The organism is Propionigenium maris DSM 9537 (genome assembly GCF_027925155.1).
Lineage (GTDB): Bacteria > Fusobacteriota > Fusobacteriia > Fusobacteriales > Fusobacteriaceae > Propionigenium > Propionigenium maris.
Genome location: NZ_BSDY01000032.1, coordinates 1 through 19879, shown reverse-complemented (window position 1 = coordinate 19879; position 19879 = coordinate 1). Strand labels below are relative to the sequence as shown.

The window sequence follows — 19879 nt, the reverse complement described above, 5'->3', positions numbered from 1 at the left end:
GAGCCTTTTTTCCTTTAAATATATTCAGTAATTATCCTTCAGGATTTAAAACCTACTATAGATTCTGGCAGCTTCCATAAAGTGTTTAACATTTTCAGGGGAGGCATTGATAGGGATATCACACCCTGTAGCCAGAACAAACCCCTTGGAATTGTTATAGGCCTTATCGATACATTCCTTTACAGCTCTGTGGATACTTTCCCTTGAACCATTTAGAATAACCCCTACAGGATCCACATTTCCTATGATACAGAACTTATCCCCCAGAACCTCACAGGCCTCTCCGATGTCATCGATATTGTCCAGGCTCAGGGCTGATAGGTTTAGTTTTTTTATCTCCTCCCAGTGTTTCCTTGTTGTACCGCAGATGTGAAGGGCAGGGCCTCTTCCCATCCTTTCCCTTATGTGTTCCACGCATACCTCCAGGTAGGGCAGTGCAAACTCCCTGAAGGTCTTGGTGCTGATAAGGGTCCCCGAAGCCACTGGGTCTGGCATGCTGGGAACTATACCCATATCCATAACAGCATCCATATAAGCTAGAACACTCTTTGTTACATGGGCTAGGAGCTTATGAATCCCCTCTGGATTTTTACGTATATCCTTTAAAAACCTTTCCGTTCCCACAACGGTGGCGGCAGTACTGAAAGGCCCTGCCACGCTGCTTCCGACCCCTACTTCATCCCCTACTTCATCTATAAGTATTTGTACTCCCTCGAGGAAGAGGGGTAAACGCCCGTCCCTTTTGGGATCGATTACTGGCAGATCCTCCACATTGTCATAATCCATCTCTACACACTTAGTTACATAGGGATAGCTTGTTTCAGGCAGGTCGAGAACCACTCCCATAGCTTCTGGTACCCCATAGAGCCCTGGTCCTACACTGACCCCGTCGTGGCCATATAACTTGTAGGCCTCTATCTCCAGGTCAGCCATGAGTTTTCCTGAGAGGTTGACCTCCCTTATATTCTTACCTATGAGCTGAGCTCCAAACATATCTATAAAGGGACAGCATAGGATCCTGTCTGCCCTTCCCGTCTCCTGGAGAGCTCTCTCTCTTTCTACTGGTTTCATATTTTCTCCTTTGGTCTGCTCTATATTAAACCTTAAGCTGTAAAATAATATAGTGCCCCATTCTTATTTTTTATGCAGCTTCCACCTACTACCCTGAAGCCCTCTTCCCTCAAGAAGGCCTCCTGATACCTTTCAACCCTTGCACTATGCATCTCCAGTCTTTCCTTTAAAGTTTTGAATAATATGGGGCATATATGGATCGCTATATCCAGGTGGGAAAGTCTATTTAAAAGGTTTACAAATCGCTTCACTATCCATCCATCAAAGTGTTTTCCCAGTATTTCAGGCATAGCAGAGGGGTCAGCGTAGGAAAAACGGTTTATTCCCTTATCAGCTAGGGTCTCTACAAATAAAATAAAGTTTTTCTCTACCTTTTCAAAGGCAGCTTCCAGCTTCTCCCTATCCCTTCTCATATGTTTTAATACCTTGGTCATATCCACTAAGGAGGTCAGGGTGGTGAATATGCCGTCCAGGGAGTAGACCTTAGCCTCTGAAAGAAGATCAAAATCAATTCTTTCAGCCCTCAAATCCTCAGATTTTAAGAATTCATCGATATCGGCAAACTTTATCTTTTTTACCTTGTTGTACTCTGTTGCTCCTCCCATTGCAGCAAAGAGTGTGTTGGAAAAAACAGGGGCAAAGCCCTCCTTTACCTCTAAGATATAACTCAGCCTGTCCTCTGGACTCTTTAAATCATATCTGTCCATTACCTCTTTAGATACTTCCACATCATCTTGTCTTATACACTTCATACTCTTCTCCTAAAACTGCAGTTCCTTCACAAAAACTTCCTGAAACTCTGCACTCTTTGATAGCTCAATAACATCTATTTTTGTAGTTTTAATCTTCTTTTTTATCTTTTCGTTAGTCATATATCCTATACATCCATTTAATGAAGTATTCCCTGCAAAGGTAATACTTCCCTGGTACTCTGGAATAATCCCGATTCCCAGGATACTCTGGGCATTTAGATGATATCCAAAGGAACCGGCGATGATCACCTTCTCTATATCCGATATATCCCTATCTGCTTTTGATAGAAGAAGTCTTACCCCCGCAGCTATAGCCCCCTTTGCCAGTTGTATCTGTCTGATATCCCCTTGGCTAATATAGATATCCTCTGTGATATAGAACCTCTTATCTTTGAGCCTCTCCTTGAACTCAGGCTTCATTCGGGGGTTAAACTTTCCGCTTCTTAAGACGATCTTGTGTTTAACGAATTCAGACATGATGTCCATCAGCCCGCTTCCGCATATTCCCTTAGGGTTTTCCCCTATTGTTTTTATCTTAAACTCATCCCCTATCTCAAATCCTTCGATGGCCCCCTCTCCGGCTCTCATCCCCCACTCTATATTCATACCTTCAAAGGCAGGGCCCGCAGCAGTGGAGGTACCGTAGAGTTTTCCATCTATGGAAAGGACCATCTCTCCGTTTGTACCTATATCTATAAAGAGGGTATTGTTTTTCTCCTCCAGTCCTGTAGCTACAACACCTGAAACTATATCAGCTCCCACGTAGCTTGAAGCATTGGGAAGGAGGATAGTTTCTATACCGTCTATATGAAGGGATTTCTCCTCTATAAATACAGGGGTATAGGGGGAAACTGCCAGGGGTTTGGGGTTTTCACCGTAGATCAGATGCTGCATAGTGGTATTTCCAGCAATGGCTATTCTGTCTGCCCCGCCGACTTCTTGCACTATGTCTCTGATCTGCTTCTGGATAGCCTCCTGAAGATCAAATACATCATTTTGAATACAGTATGTAATCCTGGACAGCACATCAGCTCCATATTCACTCTGGTAGTTTAGACCTGAATACCTTCCGGTTACCTTCCCTTCCTTCAGGTCGATCAACCTTGCTGAAACCCCTGTGGTACCCACATCTATAGCAAGCACCCTTCCCTCCTTCTGGGTATCTATATCAAGGGCGGTATCCTCCTCGGAGATCTTTAATTCAGAGTCCGCCACCCTTGAAACTTCCACATCTCCCACTACCCTGGTTATACATGCAAGTCTCATCCCGTGGGGAAGGTCCCTTTCTGCTTCCTCCCTTTCCGACAGCTCTCCCGAAACTTCTACTATACATTTTTTGCAGATACCCATACAGTTACATGGAGTTTCAATCCTTTCCTCCATAAGTCTTATTGCATCGCTCAGTATGCTGCCCCTTTCAACCAATACTTCTTTATTCCCATAGCTAACTCTTACCATTGTTCACTCCCTTAACTGCATCGGTCATGGCTTTCAGGTTTTTAACAGGGGTACTCATGGCAAGACCACAGGCTGGAGAAACGATGCTGGTGCCGTTTTTTATAACCCCTTCAGTATGAATCTTTATGGTATCCTCCACTCCCTGGTCTAGAAGCTGTGTGCTTACATTTCCCATTATAGGAGCATCCAGCACTTCTCTGGCCTGCTGTATTCCCACAACAGAATCAAAGCTCAGGGAATCTGCCCCAGATTCATTTAAGCTTTCCAGGATAGCCCTGCTCTTACCGCAGATATGGATGATTATCTTTTTTCCCTTGCTGTGCACTGCTTCTGAGATCCTTTTATAGAGGGGGATCATAAATTCTTCAAAGTTTTTCCTCCCGAGGATCTCTCCGGTGGCGCTGGGGTCGGACATAGCTATAAGGTCTGCTCCCCTGTCGATCATCTCCATGGCAAACTTGATCAGATAGTCGGTAACTACCTCCAGGAACTTCATAGCCCTCTCTCTGTCCTTTCTCATCATCTTATAGTAGTCTATGGGTTCGATGATAGAGGTCACCACACTCATGGGTCCTGTGATATTACCTATAACAGGGACTTCATCATTTTTCAGCCTTTCTATTGCCTCCAGCACGGTATGGGCTCTTTCAGAGTGTCCTACCTCTATCTCATCTAAGTGGTTCAGTATATCTTCGTTGTACCTGGTTATTCTGGGTTCAACCAGCTTACCTCCAAGGTCCACCTCTACATCAAAGGGTTCACTCTCTATTGTCATGCAAAATGGCACTCCGTAGTTTTCAAATCCCGTTATCTCATGTACCTTTATCGCTGCTTCCACCATGGCATCCACATCGCTATTGTGATTATCTTTTATTTCTTCCACTACCTCTGTTACAGCAGCATTCATCATTCCTCCCGGGCAGATAACAGGGGGTCTGTCCACAGGCATTCCATTTAATATATCTATAAGTCTCTGTTTTTCCGTCATATTCTCTCCCACTTCAAAAAACAAGGTGTAAGACCCAAAGGGTCTTACAGGCAATGTTTAGATTTCTTTTTTATAGTCGTAAGCTCCGTAACTTCTTGCTGCATCCATCATGGCATCTATATTTTCAAAGGGAACCTTCTTAGGAATTTCACATCCAGAGGACAGGATGAATCCCCCCTCATATCCCTTCATCTCATCCATAACCTTTTTGCACACATCTACTACTTCTTCCCTTGTTCCAAACAGCAGCTCATTTGCTGGGGTTATATTCCCAAGGATGACAGATCTTCCTGCCACCTTCTCCCTTGCAAGACTTAAGTCACAGATATCTATACTTAAAATATCTGCCTTGCTTTCAGCCATAAGATCAATAATTTTATGGGTTTTCCCGCAGATATGAAGAGCGATAAGGGAACTCATATGGTGAGCCAAATCAACAAGTCTTCTTGTAAAGGGCAGGGAAAACTTTTTATATAATCTTGGACTCAGCAGGCTTCCAGAGGAAACAGGCTCCAGTATTATAGGTAGTGCCCCGTGTTCTATACAGGCTTTCATAAAGTTTTCACAGGTTTCAGTTGTCATCTCCATAAGCTCATTGCAGAACTCAGGATCGTTGTACATATCCTTTACAAAATCCTCGGTTCCTCTTAGAGTAGCTGCCGTAGAAAGAGGCCCTGAGAAACATACAGCCAGTACTACCTCATCTCCAATTCTTTCACGCAGTATCTCTAAAGCTTCAAAAAATACAGGAAACTTACCGTCTCTTTTATCTGCTACCTTGATTTTAGAAAGATCCTCTCTGGAACCTATTACAGGATTATGGGTGCATGCGGGCTCATCCTCGTAGTATACCAGCTCCTGACCCATAGCTTCTGCCACATAGGAGGTATTTGAGAATAGATATGTAAGGTCATATCTATACCTTTCATATGCAGCAATATATGACTCTGCCATTACCTGAGGATCCCTCTGAAAATCACCTATTGTTTTACCTATAAGGTGAGATGAATTAGCTGTTACAATTGGCATACATGGGATCCTGTCAATGGGCTTCCCTTGGATAAAATTCATAACCCTTTCCTTGGATGTTAATACATCCTTTCTTATCACCATACTACGCTGTCCTCGCCAGAGACATCTCTTTTATAGACTTTACACACTCATTGGCATCCTTGGTGTATAGATCCGCTCCGATCTCAGTGGCAAACCTCTGGGAGATAGGTCCTCCTCCTACAGCTACCTTTACAGACTCTCTGATTCCCTCAGCCTTTAGCTTTTCAATAACGGTTTTCATCCCTTCCATGGTGGTTGTCATCAGGGTAGACATGATGACAAAGTCAGCTTCTACCTCCTTAACCTTACCTACAAAGTCGTCTAGGGGAACGTCTCTCCCCAGGTCGTGGACCTCTACACCACCGGCTTCTAGCATGATCTTAACCAGGTTCTTTCCTATATCGTGGGTATCTCCCTCTACTACACCGATAACAGCCCTTATCTTTTCAGCAGAGGTGTCCCCCTTTAGATGGGGCTTTAATACATCTATCCCTCCGTTCATGGCATCTGAGCAGATAAGGACTTCTGGAAGGAAGTACTCCTCCTCCTCATACAGCCTTCCCACTTCCTCCATTCCTGCAATGAGTCCCTCTTGAATAGTCTCCTCTGGGGTTATGCCCATTTCCAGAGACTTCTCACAAAGTTCAACGACAATCTCCTCCTCCATCTCAATCAAGTTGTTTTTAATATCCTCAAATAATTCATTCTTAGTCATTTCTATCCCCCTATTAATTCTCTTATTTTTTCTTTATCTAAATTACCTATCAAGGTCAGTTTATTCTCTCTTTCTTCTCTCGTAGCCAATTCATATTCATCATTTACAATGTTAAATGTATGATTACCTAAAAACCCCTTCCCCCTCAATATCCTGCCGTATCTTCCAGAAACCAGTGAATCCAGTACTTCCTTCAGTCTGTCAGGGCTCATTTGATAACCTATAAATGAAATTGCAGATATGCCGCTCATATCCTCTATAACAGCGGTGCTATTTAACTGGGTTATGGATCTCCTTACTTCAGACAGTGTTTCTTCATCTACCCTATCCATCTTACTCAGGTATATATCCCTGGCATTTGTAATCTGATCTGTAAAGAAGCCCCCGAAGGTCTCCATCTGATCCAGGAAGTTTTTTGCATCTACAATGGTTATTATGGAATTTATTTGGCATCTGGCTGAGATCTTTTGGGTAAAGGAAGAGAGTATCTGACTGAGGGTGCTGATTCCAGTTGGCTCTATGATGATCCTGTCTATATCGTGTTCTATCAGCTCCTCCAGGGTGGTGGTAAAGTTTTCCTTTAGCACACAGCATATGCAGCCGCTGGATATCTCCTCTATTCTTACCCCCTTTATCAGATCGGCATCTATGGATACATCTCCGAATTCATTTTCTATTAAAACTATCTTCTCGTCCCTTAATTCCTTAAGCATATTATTGATATATGTGGTCTTTCCAGCACCTAAAAAGCCTGAAACTATATCTATCTTTATCATCTTATCCACCTGTTTTAAAAATTATTTTTATTTTACTTTTTAAGGTACCCCTCTATCCTTTCATAGCTGGCTCTTCCCCATTTAGAGACAGCCTCTAGATTTTCTAAGGGAGCAGCATTGCTGCAGGAACATCCAAATCCCATAAGGTAGTTGTTGTACCTGTCCATCCTCTTGTGGAGGGTGGCGGTTTCAAGGACTACCTCCTCTGCACTGCTCCTCCCAAGGAGATAGACGGGATCCAGATTTCCGATCACTACCTTGTCCTCAGGAAAGTTTTCCATGACCCTCTCCAGGTTCATTATCTGATCAAAGCTGAAGGCATCTATGGGAGCTTCCAGGATATATGGATATATCTTGGTAGTATCCCCGCATATGTGGACACACCTCCAGCACTCCAGCCCGTCAAAGATCCTCTCTAAATTTCTCACCACCATCTCTGGAAAGAACCTTGGAGCTATCATAACGGTAGAGGGCTCAGCCACAGATATCATCTTCACCCCTGCCTCAACTACAGATTTGGCATATGTAGCCACCACCCTTCCAGTAAACTCCAGGAGCTCCCTTACAAATTCCGGATCCTTTATGGTGGCCTTGAGGAGTCTTGTGGCTCCTGTAAGCTGTACCGCCAGGGTAAAGGGCCCCTGGAGGGAGATATATATAGGCTTATCTATAGTTTCTGCAATAAGTCTTAGTGACTCCAGGTTTCTGGCCATCCTCTCCTCCCTATAGGGATCTGGCACCTTTAATTTTTTCAGGTCCTCTCCATTCTTTACAGGATGATCCACTACCATGGAAAAATCGTAGTCTGGCTTCTTCAGGGGAACCCCCAGCACATCGCAGAAGATATTCCCCTCATCCAGGGCATAGATAAAGTCTCCTGGAAACCTCCTGTCCATCTCCAGGGCAAGTTCAAGTTGCTCCTGGGGAGAGCTGTAGATCTCCTCCATGGTTTTACCTGTCATAAGAGGCCCGTTTGCTCCCATGAAGGGGAGGAGGTATCCTCTATCCTCCTGATTTATATATTCCATTAAAGTCACTGGCTATCCTCCCTCAATATATCTATGATTCTGTCTCTTATGAACATATACTCCTCATATTCAGTTGAGTAGGTGAGCTCCACAGAAAACTCTCCTGTAGTTCTCATATTCTCTCTTCTTCCAAGGACCTCTTCAAGCATCTCATGGACCCTCTGGGAGCCTGCCGCTTCCTCTGCCATCTTCAGCAGGATGTTATCCTGAAGGCCAAACCTCAGGTTTTCCCACCTGATTGACCTCACAGGCTTCATATCCCTTCCTGGATACACAAAGAACATATCTCCAGCCTTCCATCTTGGATACTTATAGCTGATATCTTCATAGGGCTTCTCCGTCCATAGGGCATAGTCCCACCTCAGGAATCCATCCATCCCCATATAGTGGGAGTACCATCCTGTAAGCCTGCTCTCTATGAGGGGGGAACTTATAAAGTGGTTTAACTGATCTGGAAACCAGCACACATACCACGTGAGCTTCCCTTCCACAGCCTCCCTGATCTCCTTCAGCTTATCCTTAGATTTTAGAAGGAGGGGGAGGGAGAGACAGAGGTCTGAAGTATCTCCAATCCTTTCTATAAAACTTTCCTCATGGAGGGCTGTTTTTATTTTGATCTCCTCCCCAGCTGAAGCCCTCAGAAACTCCGACCACCTGGCAAAGGCCTGAGGATCCTTAGGCATATCACTGATCACCCTCACCCTGTCCAAGAGTTTTTTCCCCCTGAAGAATGCAAAAACCTGTTTAATATACTCTCCCAGGTCCTCCCTGTTATCTATATATCCATGACTCCCATCCATCTCTGAAAAGTAAGCTATCCTTATATAGTCGTCGTAGTCTCTCAGAGGATTGCCGAAATCAGTTCTCTGCCAGCTTGCCAGCAGACCAAAGATATCGATCTCCTCTTCCATCCCATGTTTAAAACAGATATCCAGATATCTTTCAAGGGCGGTAAAGTCACACTCTATTCTCCCGGAAAGGTTTCTCTTCACTGAAACTATATTGTGCTCAAAGAGGTTGGAGGCATTCTTCTCCACCTGGAAGCAGCCCTGCCCCTCCCAGGTAAAGTCCGAGGCCACCACTGTGATGACCTTCTCTCCCATAGAAGCCAGCTCCTCTATATAGTTATCGATTATCCTAAAGTGCTCCTCTCCCCAGAAGGGAACCCTGTAGTGTCTTGCCCATGAGGAGAGATGCTGCCACAGGTCCAGGTGAAAATCGGTGTCCTTTAACTCTGGAAGAACCACATCTACCACTTCTATATCCACTGTGATGGATTCCTCTATGGATTCCTTATCATATCTCTCCTGAGTATAGAGGTTTATGGTGACTTCTGCTTTTTCTTCCATATATTCTCTGCAGATCTCCCCCTCTACCCAGATTATTGTATCTCCTTCAGAGTAGAGGTACTCCTCCCTGAGGATGGGATCTGCTGTGAGGGTAGTGCCGTCATCATCTGCCACATACCCAAGGAAGGCGGTCTTTAGCTCCACTCCCTCTGCCTCTTCCGGAGCAACTCTGATCCTCCTTCCAAGGCCTCTGTAACCAATGTGGTTAAAGTCTCCCAAAGAAATTAGTGTTCCCTCCTCCTTGGTGAGGGCTATCTGAAAGGCAAACCTCTCCCCCTTTAACACCATTAATCTTAGCTTCTCTTCAGGGGGAAGCTTATCTCCTCTTCTATGTTTATATGCTGAATTGTATAGTTTATATCTATTCATATTTTACTCCTATTGGTAGTTTAGGTTTTCCGTCCAGGGGAAGGGAAGGGGAAACACCATATCCAGAAATTTATTCATCTTCCCGCCGGTACTTCCAGTGTTGCTTTTTTCAAAGATTACCTTCAGCAGTTCATCATGGGATGAGATCTTTAGAACCTCATTCTCCAGGGTGAGTCTGTAACCCTCTCCTGCTTCTATGATGTTAAAGGAGTCTGCCTCCTTCCCAGCACATTGCCTGAAGTAGGGCCTCAGATCCTCCACGAATCCTGCAGCATCTATGATCTTTAGGGTTCCCTGGAGATACTCCTCCTCTCCCATATATCCAGCTGGAACCCTTTCCTCCGAAGGAAGGATGTAGTTGATCTCCTCTATCTTAAGTTCATGAGCCAAATAGGATAAAGACTTGAAGATCTCTACCCTCTTCCCGCCAGCTTCCTTGACTATTACTCCCTCTGGAGTCCTCTTGAGGATAATGTATCCCCTCACTCCTTCTTGATCCTCCATTACACACCTGTAGTAGGAGGTATCTCCAAAGGGGAAGGTCCCAGAATCTATAAGGAGTTCAAAATCTCTTTCTTCTCTTATATATCTGGTACTTTGAGAGTTATAGATTCTCTTAAGGCTTGGTAGATCCTCTCTTCTATACTCCCTTATCCTCCATGGTAGCTTTTTTCCTTTTGAGGGGACCCTATATCTCATGGAATTCTTAACTCTGCCAGCTCCCCATCTTGTGTAGAGGCTCCTTGTGCCGGATATTAGGCAGATCCTCACTCCCATCTCCCTCATCCTATCCTCTGCATCTTTAAGTATAAGAGAGGAGTAGCCCCTCCCCCTGTAGTCAGGATGGGTACATACAGCCCCTATGGAAGCTGTTAAGATGGAAGTCCCCTCTATAGCTATAATCTTGGGAAGAAAGTTTATCACAGAGCATATCTCTTCTTCTTCCTCAATAATTCTCATATTATCCCTGTTACCTTCACAGAGGAGGAGGGGGAACTCCCTCTCCATTGTATGGGGAAGGTCTCCCCTCTCTCCTCTGAATACTTTATTTATAAGGGTAATAACCCTCTCAACTTCATCTTTTCTTGTGCCCCTTACCTCTATCCCTTTAGTCCCGATAATGCCACCCCCTCTTCAAACTGCTTCTGAAGGAGGATATAGAATATAAAGGAGGGAAGGAAGGTGAGTGTAGCCCCAGCCATTACCAGGCCATAGTTTACTGTGTACTGGGCATTCATACTTGCCATCCCCACTGTAAGTGTTCTCATGGAATCGGAGGTTGTGGCAATGAGGGGCCAGAGAAACTCATTCCATGCCCCTATAAAGGTAAAGATGGAAAGAGCTATTATAGCCGGCTTAATAAGGGGAAGAACTATCTCAAAGAAGATCCTTCCTTCGGAACATCCGTCGATTCTGGCACAGTCGATCAGGTCTCTGGGGACCTTGAGGATGCTCTGCCTCATAATGAATACCCCCATAGCCGTAGGTAGGGGAAGTATCAGAGCCATATAGGTGTTCAGCCATCCCAGCTTCCTCATAATTACATAGAGGGGAAGGAGGGTGACCTGTGAGGGAATAATGAGAGTGAGGAGCATAAAGAAGAATATCCTCTCCCTTCCCCTGAACTCCATCTTGGCAAAAGCGTATCCAGCCAGGGAACTAAATACCACATTTAATACAACCCCGCTCATGGAGATAAAGAGGCTGTTGAAAAAGTAGATGATAAAGTTGGTGTTTTTAAAGATCTCCCTGTAGTTGTTCAGTGTAAGCTCATCCAGGGTGAACTTAAAGTTGTAGGCTGTATAGCTTACCCTGAGAGATGTCATAAACATATATATAAAGGGAATTACCATAAAGCCTGCAATTGTTATAAGCAGCACTCTGCCGATATTTCTTGTCATTCTGTCCTCCTAATATACCTCCGACCTTTCCCTCTTGAGCAGTCCCCTTTGGAGGATAGCTGCTACAGCTGAGAATAAGAGAAGTATGTTTGCCATGGTCATGGCGTATCCTGCATTAAAGTTCTTAAAAGCGTTGTTGTAGATATGAAGCACCAGGGTCATAGATGCATTCCCCGGCCCTCCCCCAGTGAGGGTGTAGATGAGGTCAAAGGTCTGAAGGGACCACACTATACCTAGAAAAACTACCATTATGGTAGTAGGGGCCAGAAGGGGAAGGGTGATATGGTAGAAAACCCTAAGCCTTCCTGCACCGTCAACCCTGGCTGCTTCCATATAGTTCTGGGGGATCTCCATAAGGCCTGCTATATAGAGGACCATAAAGTAGCCTGTATTCTTCCACACTGTTATTCCCATAAGAACAAATAACACTATAGAGGAATCTCCAAGCCAGTTGGGCTGGGTAATGTTTAACAGCTCAAAGATCATATTGAGGGGAGAGCCCTCTCCATTTAAGAGTATCCTCCACACTATGCTTACCAGCACCATAGAGGAGATCACAGGGATAAACATAGCTCCCTTTACAAACTCTGTGAGTCTGCTCTTGCCCCTGCTCACAATCCATGTGGCCATAACAAGGGATATGATAGTCTGAGCCGGCACAACTCCCAGGGTAAAGATGAAGGTGTTTTTCAGAGATACTCTGAAAACCTTGTCCTCCAAGAGGGATCTGTAGTTGGATATCCCTATAAAATTGGGATCCTTTATTATGTTGTAATCAGTGAAACTAAAGTAGAGAGAAAGTAATATGGGAACTACATAAAAAGTAAATAGGATAAGGCTGAGAGGCCCTATGAATCCATAGGGCTTTCCCCTCCCTGCCAGTCTTTTTATGCAGAACATTCTCCTTGGTTTTTCAATTTTTAAAAGTATTTCTCCATTCTGCATATGCTTCTCCTCTTATTTAGCAAGTAATCTGTTGGAGTAGTCAGCTGCTTCATCCAGAGCTTCCTGGGCACTCTTCTCTCCAGTAATCATCATCTGAAGCTGCTTCCATAGATACTCATAGATCTCTACTCCATGAGGCCCTACTACAAGTGGTCTGTAGATTCCCTCTTTTGTTTCCACGATCTTCTTCATCCTTGGGTCACCCTGGTATGGCTCCCCCTTGGCAATTGGAGCTCTCGGGTGGTGTTTGTGGAACTTAGTCATAGATTCAGTGCTCAGCATATGCTGAATTAATTCAAAGGCAAGATCCTTGTCCTTAGCTCCCGACATAAGTACCAGCTGATCTACCGACGCAAATGTACCCATATCCACATCCTTAAGAGAAAGGATCATACCATAGTCAAGATCTGGGAATGACTTATCCAGTATCTCCCCTGCTGCAGATGAAAGCCAGATTGAAAATAGTGATTTTCCTGGACCAAAGGTAGTCTGAAGCATCTCCTTGTTTGTCTGAGCCATGTGGTATGGAGGCAGTACATCGTATTTAAATTTAAGGTCGTGAAGGAACTGAGCTGTCTTAACTCCAGCCTCATTGTTAAACTTTACACTCTTAAGGTCATCGTTGAAGATATCTCCTCCAGCCTGCCAGAGGAAACCATACCAGTTCCAGTTAAGATCTCCAAAGAATGGTGCTCCCCACCCCTGTGAGAATCCCCACTGATCTGTCTTACCATCTCCATTGGTATCCTTAGTTGCCTTAACTGCACATCTGATAAAGTCCTCCCATGTAACTGGAACATCTTCACCAATGGAAGCTAGGATCTCCTTGTTGTAGTAGATAACAGCAGGGTTAGCAGCCTCTATTCCAAGTCCATACATTCCCCCCATCATCTCTCCGTGCTTGATATAGATGAACTTCTCATAGTCCTCTTTTGTAAGGTATGGAGTAAGGTCCTCTACAGCTCCCATCTCGATAAACTGTGGGAACATCTCAGCATACATATATCCAACATCTGGGCCCTGTCCAGAAGCGATTCCCGCAGCATACTTCTCCGGGTAGTTCTCCCAAGGGATAATCTCAAGTTCAATATCTACGTTGTGGGTTTCCTCAAACTCCTTTAGAATAGGCTCCCATACAGCTCTGTCATTTTCCCCGATAGGAGGCAGCCACACTACTACCTTTTCCTTATTGCTTTTCTTCCCAAAGAAGGCCAGTGCCTCCCTGCTTCCTGCTGATAGAACAACAACCATCGTTAAAATTAATGCTAATACTCTTTTCATCTCATCTCCTTATATCTTATTTATTTTCAGGTATTCCTACCCCTATCTCATTTTCTGGGTGCTGAACCCACTCATAGAATCCCCCGTCGTAAACGGTAATATCCTTCCACCCCATGAGGTGGGCATCAAATAGCGCCAGGCCTGCTCTCCATCCTGTAGAGCAGTAGAAGGCCACCCTGTTTTCCGAGGCGATATCCCAGTCTCTCCACATCTTCTCTATTTCCGTATAGCTTCTCATGGTTCCGTCGGGGTCTACAAAGTCCTCGGAATGGTATGCATCCCTTCCCCCGTGGCCGAATACAGCTCCGGGAATTCTTCCCTTCTCGCTGAAGTAGGTGTACCCCCCGTTGTTTCTTCCGATATACTCATCCCAGGATATGACAGCAGCCAGTCTCCCATTGGAATCCTCCACCAGGGTCTTTGCCTCCTCCATATCTATTGTGTAGTGGGGATTCAGAGGGATTTCAGCTCCAAAATCTTCCCCCTCTACCCAAGGATTTTCTTTGGTTTCAGACTCATAGCCTGCTCTCCTCCACGCTGTAAATCCACCGTTTAATACACGGATATCCTCTACTCCTGCATACATGAGCACCTCAGCAAACCTTCCTGCTGCCATGGGTTCCTCGCTGTAGATAACTATCATGGTATCCTTGGTTATTCCCGTATTCTTAAAGAGCTTTGTGAGCTTCTCATCTGAAACTATATTCCACAGGGGAAGGGACTCGATCTCGTTGGTATCTATGTAGATAGCTCCAGGAATGTGACCCTCAAGGTAGTTATCATGGGTTTCATAGTTCACATTCACCACTACATAGTCCCTGCCGTCATAGTTGCCTGGTGTTCCACCGCTTATAAGTTCAGAGAGCCACTCTGGATAAACCAGCTGGGAGTAGTTTGGCATCTTTGCAGTTTCATAGCCCTTCATACTCCACTCTTTCATACCACCCTCATAGTTTCTGACCTTCTCATATCCAAGAGATGTGAGGGTTTGGTATAGCTCCAGGCTTTCCTTCCCGTAATCTGAGTAGATAATTACCTCGCTGCCTCTGGCTATTCCCTTCTCCTCTAGAAGCTGGATTTTTTGGTTATCGGTGAGCTCAGAGAGCCACCCTGTGGAAAAGCTTACAGCTCCCGGAATATGTCCCCCCTCTACGTCTTTCTTGAGTTCCCAGCCGTTGTAGGCCTCATCAGGCCTTACATCCACTATGACGGTTCCCTCTGTGTGAATCTTCGACCTTACATAATCTGCCCCCAGATCAGCTTCCTGCTTCTCAATACCTGTGCAGGCACCAAGGGAAGCTATTAGGGCTATGAACAATAACTTCTTCATCTTCTACCTCCTAAAGGATCTCAACAAAGGCCTCTACCCTTGTCTTTATCTGACCCTCATCGGATTTTGAGTAGTTTGTCTCAAGCATCATATATGGAGTCTTCTTCTCCCCCACAAGGATGTTTTTAACATTGTGGCTCTCGATGCTGTAGGTATGGCAGGCCTGAAGGGTCATATCTATTACCCCGTCCACCTGATACTCGTCTATCATATCCTTTAGAAGCTCTATCCTCTTATCGTTTGGAGTCATAACCGAGCATGGGATGTTCAGGTATTTTTTTGCAATGGCCTCTACTGGATCGATACTCTCATCTACGTCCTCGTGAAGCTCCTTGTACCCCTGGCAGTTTTCCAGAGCAACAACGATAGCTCCTGTATTTTCTATGGCATTTATCACCTTGTCTGCCACTCCCCCTATTGGACAGCCGGTAACCAGAATCCTAGGCCCCTCTGGAAGGAATTCTCCCTTTTCATACTTAGCCCTTACTTCGGAGATAGTGTTTCTTACCTTTTCCCTCATCTCCACTTTATCAAAGGTATAGTTTGCACCATTTAATACATTGAAGATGTCGAATCCCTTGATAACCGATGGCTTTAACCTTCCTAGTTCGTGGAACTCTCTTAGAAGCTTTCTGTCCTCATTGCAGCTTTTAATGGCTCCTCTGAGGGACTCGCTTGTCACCTGGGTAGCAAACTTATCCTCTAGCTTCTCTATAAGTCTGTACATCTCATTTTTCCAAAGCTCCAGACCATCTGCACTCTGATTTTGAGGCAGCTGCATCACATGGGTATCCTTTAACTCCCCCAGAAGCTCATACATCTTCTTCTTTCCGTCACATGTGGTCTCCCCCACAACCATGTCTGCAAAGTACATGTATGGACACTTGTCTGTAAGGGCAAATCCGTAGCTTGCCTTAATCAGTGGACAAAGGTTCTTTGGAAGGTGCTTCTCTGCCTCTGGAATAGTCTCCTCGCTCACAGAGCAAAGGGAGATTGGATGTGCTCCCGCTGCATAAATGATCTCCTTGGGAGTATAGGTACAGAAGGTACCTACAACATTTTCATCCCTGTCCTTAAATTCCTTAACCTTTAAAAATCCATTTCTTCTTGCTTCTCCAAAACTTTCAAAAATCTCTGGTAGTTTATTCATCTCTCTCCCCCTATTTTTAATCTATCTCTTTATTTTTTCTGCTAGGATGGCTGCCCCAATGGCCCCTGTATATCTTCCCTCATCGTGGGATACGACCCTGGCTCCCAGCTCATCCTCCAGCTGCTTGAGCATATTTTTGTTTCCTGAAAAGCCTCCGCTGAGGAAGTAGGTATCTGCCCTTCCGTGCCTCGTACAAAGGGACTTGACCTTCTTTATCACCGAGTTGACTATTCCATGGGCGATATCCTCCTTCTTGGTACCGCTCCCTACAAGGCTTATAACCTCTGATTCTGCAAAGACCGTGCACATGGAGGTAATCTCAGTATCCTTTCCCTTGGTAGAAAGCTCTATAAGCTCCTCTATGGTAAGGCCCAGGCTGTTTGCCATTACCTCTATAAACCTTCCAGTACCAGCGGAGCACTTATCGTTCATGGTAAAGTCAGCTACCACTCCCCCCTCTATAGAGATAACCTTAGTATCCTGCCCCCCGATATCCACCACGGTACAGTCTCCATCCACAAAGTGGGAAGCCCCTTTTCCGTGACATGTAATCTCAGTAACTACCTTGTTGGCATAGGGAACGGAGATCCTTCCGTAACCAGTGGCTACGATCTTGGCATTTTTTTCACTAATTCCCTCAGCAGAAAGTTTTTCATAGATCTCCTTGGCTGTATCCCTGCTGTTCCAGCCGCTGGGCATGACAAACTTGGATATAACCTTGGAATCCTTGGATACGGCTACCTTAGCTGCAGTGGAGCCGATGTCTATTCCTACTCCGTACATAGTATCCTCCTTATTTTTTTGTATTATAAAAAGAGCCTCAGGCCTCTTTAGCCTAAAAACTGTTTTTCTGTCCTTTAAGTACGACAAAAAGCCATATATGACTATGGGTATTCCGATGCCATTAGCACCCTATTTAAAAAGTAAAATAATTGAAAATTAAAAAAAGAATTAGAATTGAAGTGAAACTAAAATGGAATTTCTCTTAAGAAGGGATAAAAACACTTATCTATCGCTGTTCTTCTAGGTCTACAACTCTAATGGGTGTTTACTTCTTCCAGAAGTAAGATTTATTGATCAAAGTCAAACTCTGTAATGCATATTTCCTCCATTCTTTCAGTTTAAATTTTGTACATTTCATCTATTAACGTAACATATGTAAACAAAAAAAGTCAATAGATTTTTTGTTGATTTTTTTAATGGTTGTCCTGTATCCAAGGAAGAATAAGCTTTTGGAGGAGGAGTGGTATCAAAAAAATAAAAAGAGGCCCCAAGGCCTCTAGATCCTATACTTTATTTTCTTTCAGTAGCTTGGTCAGCAGAAAGTTAAACTTATCAAGTCTCTTCTTGAGAACCTCTTCCTGGGTTGAATCCTTAGTTTCCCCACAAATCTCAAGCTCCTTTTCCACAGCTTTCACTGCATACCTCAGTGCCATCTCCAAATCCTTAATATAAGCATACTCAAGCTCCATAAAGCATCCCTCCTTTAATATTATTCTTCAACTAACGAAAAAATTTCCTTTTTTCCTAATAAAAAAATTGGGCAAATAAAAAAGAGACCTGAAAGTCTCTAAAGCTATAATTTCGTGTACTTAATCTTCAATCTCAGTACCCTCTTTAATATAGATACCAAAATCCTCACCTCCAAGTATCCCTTACATATAAATACAGAACATTATAGCATTAAATACGTTGTTGTTCAATAAAATTTAACAAAAATTAAATGGTGATAAAATCACCTTTCCATAAAAGGGAGCCTGATATTCCACCTCTTCCGGCCTTATGCAAAAGAACTTTCCATTGGAATAATTTATAACCTCATACTTTTCTAAACAATAAAAAGGAGAGAACCCATAGGTTCTCCCCTGTAAATTACTGTGCACACTCCATAAGTTTTGCAACAAACTCACCCAGGTTTACATAGGCTGTCCCAGAACCATTTACATAGATGGATACATCCATCTTCTGGCAGAACTCAAGGGCATCCTCATCTGGAATATCCAGTCCCTCAGCTACAAGCTCAAGCTTCTGGATGTGAAGGAATGTCTCCTTATCCCTTCCTTTAAGATCTATAACAAACTTAGGCTTAAACTTAAGGTTTATAGTGTTTAGAAGGTCTGTAAGGTAGATATCCTCTACCTCAGTATAGGAAAATGTCTCTATCCCTGCCATCTTAAGGGTCTTGTTATCTGCACATATCTTAATATGTACCAGGGTATCACCATCCCAGTAGATAACGATCCCATCCTTACCTGCATACTCCTCTATCTTCTCCATGGGCATCTTCTCTAAAGAATAGAATCCTTCAAGAAGCTCTGCACACCTCTCCTCATACTTCTTACTTGCCTCTATAGTCTGGTTAAATATCTCTCTTGATTCCTCGTTGTCAAAGGAAAAATTATACTCATTCATGGCTGTCCTCCTGTAATCATTATATCCCGTTAATTATATCATAAAAACCATCCTGTGTGAGATAAAATCTTTCCATCTAGGGAGTTATCCCTTAACCTGGTTAAATATGATTTCACTTAATGAGCCCTATAATAATATTGAATACCTTTCTTTTCTCTTTAAGATAAAGGTCCCCAGGGCGTTTGGCTGCTATACTTGACTAGGTAAATTGACAGCGCACCGGGGGAGGAGTATAGTTTAAGCATCTATAGGTAATTGTGCCTTGCAGGTTTAAACAATAAATTTTAGGAGATGAGGAAGATGAGGGGATATATACATGTCTATACGGGAAATGGTAAGGGGAAGACAACAGCAGCTCTGGGACTTACTGTTAGAGCTCTTGGGAATGATTTGAAGGTATATATAGGGCAGTTTATGAAGGGGCAGAGGTACGGGGAGCTGAACACCCTTGAGAGACTAGGAGTTCCCGTGGAGCGGTTTGGAACGGAGAGCTGCATAATAGGTCCGGGAGATGTCAGAGAGATAGACAGGATAAAGGCAAGGGAGGGGTATGAAAGGGTTAAAGAGATCCTTCTAGGAGAAGAGTTCGATCTTGTTATTCTGGATGAGATCTGTGTCTCCACCTACTTCAACCTCATCACCCAAGAGGAGATCCTCCACCTTATGGATATAAAGCCAGAGGGCACTGAGCTGGTTCTCACTGGAAGGTATGCCCCGAAGGAAGTTATAGAGGCAGCAGATCTTGTAACTGAGATGAGGGAGGTAAAGCACTACTACAACAGTGGAGTCATGGCAAGGGATGGAATTGAAAGGTAGAGAGGAAAACAAAATCACGCAACCCTCTGTGGTACCAACCACTAGCCTACAGTCGCTAATTAAATTTCTAAGTAATAAAAAGCAACGTGACGTTGCATCCAAATAATCAGTTAATATACTCATTACTTTAATCTAAGTTGTTACTTAAGAAATAATCACTAAAAAATTTCAAAACCTAAGTTTTTTAGCCACGAATTTACTAAATGAAAGTCCTTTAGCCTATTGAGCAAAATTAAAAAGAACTTATTTGTGCAAATGCTTCCCACTTGTTTTACATTCTAATTTGTGTCATTAGTGGCAAATTTTTTGAATTTCACCTAAAGGTAGCAACTTAAGTTACTTTATGTAGTTTTTTATAAATTCTATACTTTCCTTAATTAGGCTGTTGCAAAAGTATTGTATAATTTTCAATATTGCAATGGCCTTTTCTATTGTAAATAATAATATCTTTAAACTAACATTAAAAAACTTCCTGCTTAGCCCTC

19 protein-coding genes are annotated in these 19879 nt (G+C 43.7%); 1 reads left to right on the top strand and 18 read right to left on the bottom strand.

Features of this window, described 5'->3' with window-relative positions; all coding sequences use genetic code 11:
- Positions 1 to 45: 45 nt before the first annotated feature.
- The 18 genes from QMG11_RS18080 to QMG11_RS17995 all read right to left on the bottom strand — a co-directional run bounded on the left by QMG11_RS18080 (position 46) and on the right by QMG11_RS17995 (position 18578).
- On the bottom strand, positions 46 to 1071 hold the full coding sequence (locus tag QMG11_RS18080) for a uroporphyrinogen decarboxylase family protein (protein WP_281837725.1): 1026 nt from the start codon (positions 1069 to 1071) through the stop codon (positions 46 to 48).
- A gap of 32 nt (positions 1072 to 1103) precedes the next feature.
- On the bottom strand, positions 1104 to 1823 hold the full coding sequence (locus tag QMG11_RS18075; RefSeq protein WP_281837724.1) for a uroporphyrinogen decarboxylase family protein: 720 nt from the start codon (positions 1821 to 1823) through the stop codon (positions 1104 to 1106).
- A 9-nt stretch (positions 1824 to 1832) separates the two neighbouring features.
- Positions 1833 to 3281 (bottom strand): ASKHA domain-containing protein, encoded by a 1449-nt coding sequence (locus tag QMG11_RS18070; RefSeq protein WP_281837723.1) that lies wholly within the window; start codon positions 3279 to 3281, stop codon positions 1833 to 1835.
- Complete coding sequence (locus QMG11_RS18065; protein ID WP_281837722.1) at positions 3268 to 4269, bottom strand: uroporphyrinogen decarboxylase family protein; 1002 nt, start codon at positions 4267 to 4269, stop codon at positions 3268 to 3270. Before QMG11_RS18065 ends, QMG11_RS18070 begins: the two co-directional genes overlap by 14 nt.
- A 57-nt stretch (positions 4270 to 4326) precedes the next feature.
- Positions 4327 to 5382: a uroporphyrinogen decarboxylase family protein gene (locus tag QMG11_RS18060; protein ID WP_281837721.1), complete on the bottom strand. Its 1056-nt coding sequence runs from the start codon at positions 5380 to 5382 to the stop codon at positions 4327 to 4329.
- A 1-nt stretch (position 5383) separates the two neighbouring features.
- Positions 5384 to 6037, bottom strand: coding sequence for a cobalamin B12-binding domain-containing protein (locus tag QMG11_RS18055; protein WP_281837720.1), 654 nt, complete (start codon positions 6035 to 6037; stop codon positions 5384 to 5386).
- A gap of 2 nt (positions 6038 to 6039) precedes the next feature.
- On the bottom strand, positions 6040 to 6813 hold the full coding sequence (locus QMG11_RS18050; protein ID WP_281837719.1) for a CobW family GTP-binding protein: 774 nt from the start codon (positions 6811 to 6813) through the stop codon (positions 6040 to 6042).
- A 32-nt stretch (positions 6814 to 6845) separates the two neighbouring features.
- Positions 6846 to 7841, bottom strand: coding sequence for a uroporphyrinogen decarboxylase family protein (locus tag QMG11_RS18045; protein WP_281837736.1), 996 nt, complete (start codon positions 7839 to 7841; stop codon positions 6846 to 6848).
- A gap of 5 nt (positions 7842 to 7846) precedes the next feature.
- Positions 7847 to 9559 (bottom strand): DUF4091 domain-containing protein, encoded by a 1713-nt coding sequence (locus tag QMG11_RS18040; protein ID WP_281837718.1) that lies wholly within the window; start codon positions 9557 to 9559, stop codon positions 7847 to 7849.
- 9 nt (positions 9560 to 9568) lie between these two features.
- Positions 9569 to 10663 carry a GNAT family N-acetyltransferase gene (locus QMG11_RS18035; protein ID WP_281837735.1) on the bottom strand — a complete coding sequence of 365 codons (1095 nt, stop codon included), beginning with the start codon at positions 10661 to 10663 and terminating at the stop codon, positions 9569 to 9571.
- The gene (locus QMG11_RS18030) at positions 10660 to 11460 is read right to left on the bottom strand and encodes a carbohydrate ABC transporter permease (RefSeq protein ID WP_281837717.1); all 801 of its coding nucleotides are present in this window, start codon (positions 11458 to 11460) and stop codon (positions 10660 to 10662) included. The genes QMG11_RS18035 and QMG11_RS18030 overlap by 4 nt, the downstream gene beginning before the upstream one ends.
- A gap of 9 nt (positions 11461 to 11469) precedes the next feature.
- Positions 11470 to 12405 (bottom strand): carbohydrate ABC transporter permease, encoded by a 936-nt coding sequence (locus tag QMG11_RS18025; protein ID WP_281837716.1) that lies wholly within the window; start codon positions 12403 to 12405, stop codon positions 11470 to 11472.
- Positions 12406 to 12417: 12 nt separating this feature from the next.
- Positions 12418 to 13686, bottom strand: a complete 1269-nt coding sequence (locus tag QMG11_RS18020; protein WP_281837715.1) for an ABC transporter substrate-binding protein — start codon at positions 13684 to 13686, stop codon at positions 12418 to 12420.
- A gap of 16 nt (positions 13687 to 13702) precedes the next feature.
- A complete protein-coding gene (locus QMG11_RS18015) occupies positions 13703 to 15016 on the bottom strand; it encodes a sulfurtransferase (protein ID WP_281837714.1) in 1314 nt (437 codons plus the stop codon).
- 10 nt (positions 15017 to 15026) lie between these two features.
- Positions 15027 to 16166 carry a double-cubane-cluster-containing anaerobic reductase gene (locus tag QMG11_RS18010; protein WP_281837713.1) on the bottom strand — a complete coding sequence of 380 codons (1140 nt, stop codon included), beginning with the start codon at positions 16164 to 16166 and terminating at the stop codon, positions 15027 to 15029.
- Positions 16167 to 16187: 21 nt separating this feature from the next.
- Complete coding sequence (locus QMG11_RS18005) at positions 16188 to 16949, bottom strand: acyl-CoA dehydratase activase (protein ID WP_281837712.1); 762 nt, start codon at positions 16947 to 16949, stop codon at positions 16188 to 16190.
- 503 nt (positions 16950 to 17452) lie between these two features.
- A complete protein-coding gene (locus tag QMG11_RS18000) occupies positions 17453 to 17638 on the bottom strand; it encodes a hypothetical protein (RefSeq protein WP_281837711.1) in 186 nt (61 codons plus the stop codon).
- 400 nt (positions 17639 to 18038) lie between these two features.
- A complete protein-coding gene (locus tag QMG11_RS17995) occupies positions 18039 to 18578 on the bottom strand; it encodes a hypothetical protein (protein ID WP_281837710.1) in 540 nt (179 codons plus the stop codon).
- 300 nt (positions 18579 to 18878) lie between these two features.
- Here QMG11_RS17995 and QMG11_RS17990 point away from each other — a divergent pair, with 300 nt between their 5' ends.
- Positions 18879 to 19394, top strand: a complete 516-nt coding sequence (locus tag QMG11_RS17990; RefSeq protein WP_281837709.1) for a cob(I)yrinic acid a,c-diamide adenosyltransferase — start codon at positions 18879 to 18881, stop codon at positions 19392 to 19394.
- The last annotated feature ends 485 nt before the right edge of the window (positions 19395 to 19879 follow it).

What these genes read in the sequence shown, in the direction of transcription:
- QMG11_RS18080 (WP_281837725.1), bottom strand. Translation starts at nt 1,071, where the DNA reads ATGAAACCAGTAGAAAGAGAGAGAGCTCTCCAGGAGACGGGAAGGGCA.
- QMG11_RS18075 (WP_281837724.1), bottom strand. Translation starts at nt 1,823, where the DNA reads ATGAAGTGTATAAGACAAGATGATGTGGAAGTATCTAAAGAGGTAATG.
- QMG11_RS18070 (WP_281837723.1), bottom strand. Translation starts at nt 3,281, where the DNA reads ATGGTAAGAGTTAGCTATGGGAATAAAGAAGTATTGGTTGAAAGGGGC.
- QMG11_RS18065 (WP_281837722.1), bottom strand. Translation starts at nt 4,269, where the DNA reads ATGACGGAAAAACAGAGACTTATAGATATATTAAATGGAATGCCTGTG.
- QMG11_RS18060 (WP_281837721.1), bottom strand. Translation starts at nt 5,382, where the DNA reads ATGGTGATAAGAAAGGATGTATTAACATCCAAGGAAAGGGTTATGAAT.
- QMG11_RS18055 (WP_281837720.1), bottom strand. Translation starts at nt 6,037, where the DNA reads ATGACTAAGAATGAATTATTTGAGGATATTAAAAACAACTTGATTGAG.
- QMG11_RS18050 (WP_281837719.1), bottom strand. Translation starts at nt 6,813, where the DNA reads ATGATAAAGATAGATATAGTTTCAGGCTTTTTAGGTGCTGGAAAGACC.
- QMG11_RS18045 (WP_281837736.1), bottom strand. Translation starts at nt 7,841, where the DNA reads ATGGAATATATAAATCAGGAGGATAGAGGATACCTCCTCCCCTTCATG.
- QMG11_RS18040 (WP_281837718.1), bottom strand. Translation starts at nt 9,559, where the DNA reads ATGAATAGATATAAACTATACAATTCAGCATATAAACATAGAAGAGGA.
- QMG11_RS18030 (WP_281837717.1), bottom strand. Translation starts at nt 11,460, where the DNA reads ATGACAAGAAATATCGGCAGAGTGCTGCTTATAACAATTGCAGGCTTT.
- QMG11_RS18025 (WP_281837716.1), bottom strand. Translation starts at nt 12,405, where the DNA reads ATGCAGAATGGAGAAATACTTTTAAAAATTGAAAAACCAAGGAGAATG.
- QMG11_RS18020 (WP_281837715.1), bottom strand. Translation starts at nt 13,686, where the DNA reads ATGAAAAGAGTATTAGCATTAATTTTAACGATGGTTGTTGTTCTATCA.
- QMG11_RS18015 (WP_281837714.1), bottom strand. Translation starts at nt 15,016, where the DNA reads ATGAAGAAGTTATTGTTCATAGCCCTAATAGCTTCCCTTGGTGCCTGC.
- QMG11_RS18010 (WP_281837713.1), bottom strand. Translation starts at nt 16,166, where the DNA reads ATGAATAAACTACCAGAGATTTTTGAAAGTTTTGGAGAAGCAAGAAGA.
- QMG11_RS18005 (WP_281837712.1), bottom strand. Translation starts at nt 16,949, where the DNA reads ATGTACGGAGTAGGAATAGACATCGGCTCCACTGCAGCTAAGGTAGCC.
- QMG11_RS18000 (WP_281837711.1), bottom strand. Translation starts at nt 17,638, where the DNA reads ATGGAGCTTGAGTATGCTTATATTAAGGATTTGGAGATGGCACTGAGG.
- QMG11_RS17995 (WP_281837710.1), bottom strand. Translation starts at nt 18,578, where the DNA reads ATGAATGAGTATAATTTTTCCTTTGACAACGAGGAATCAAGAGAGATA.
- QMG11_RS17990 (WP_281837709.1), top strand. Translation starts at nt 18,879, where the DNA reads ATGAGGGGATATATACATGTCTATACGGGAAATGGTAAGGGGAAGACA.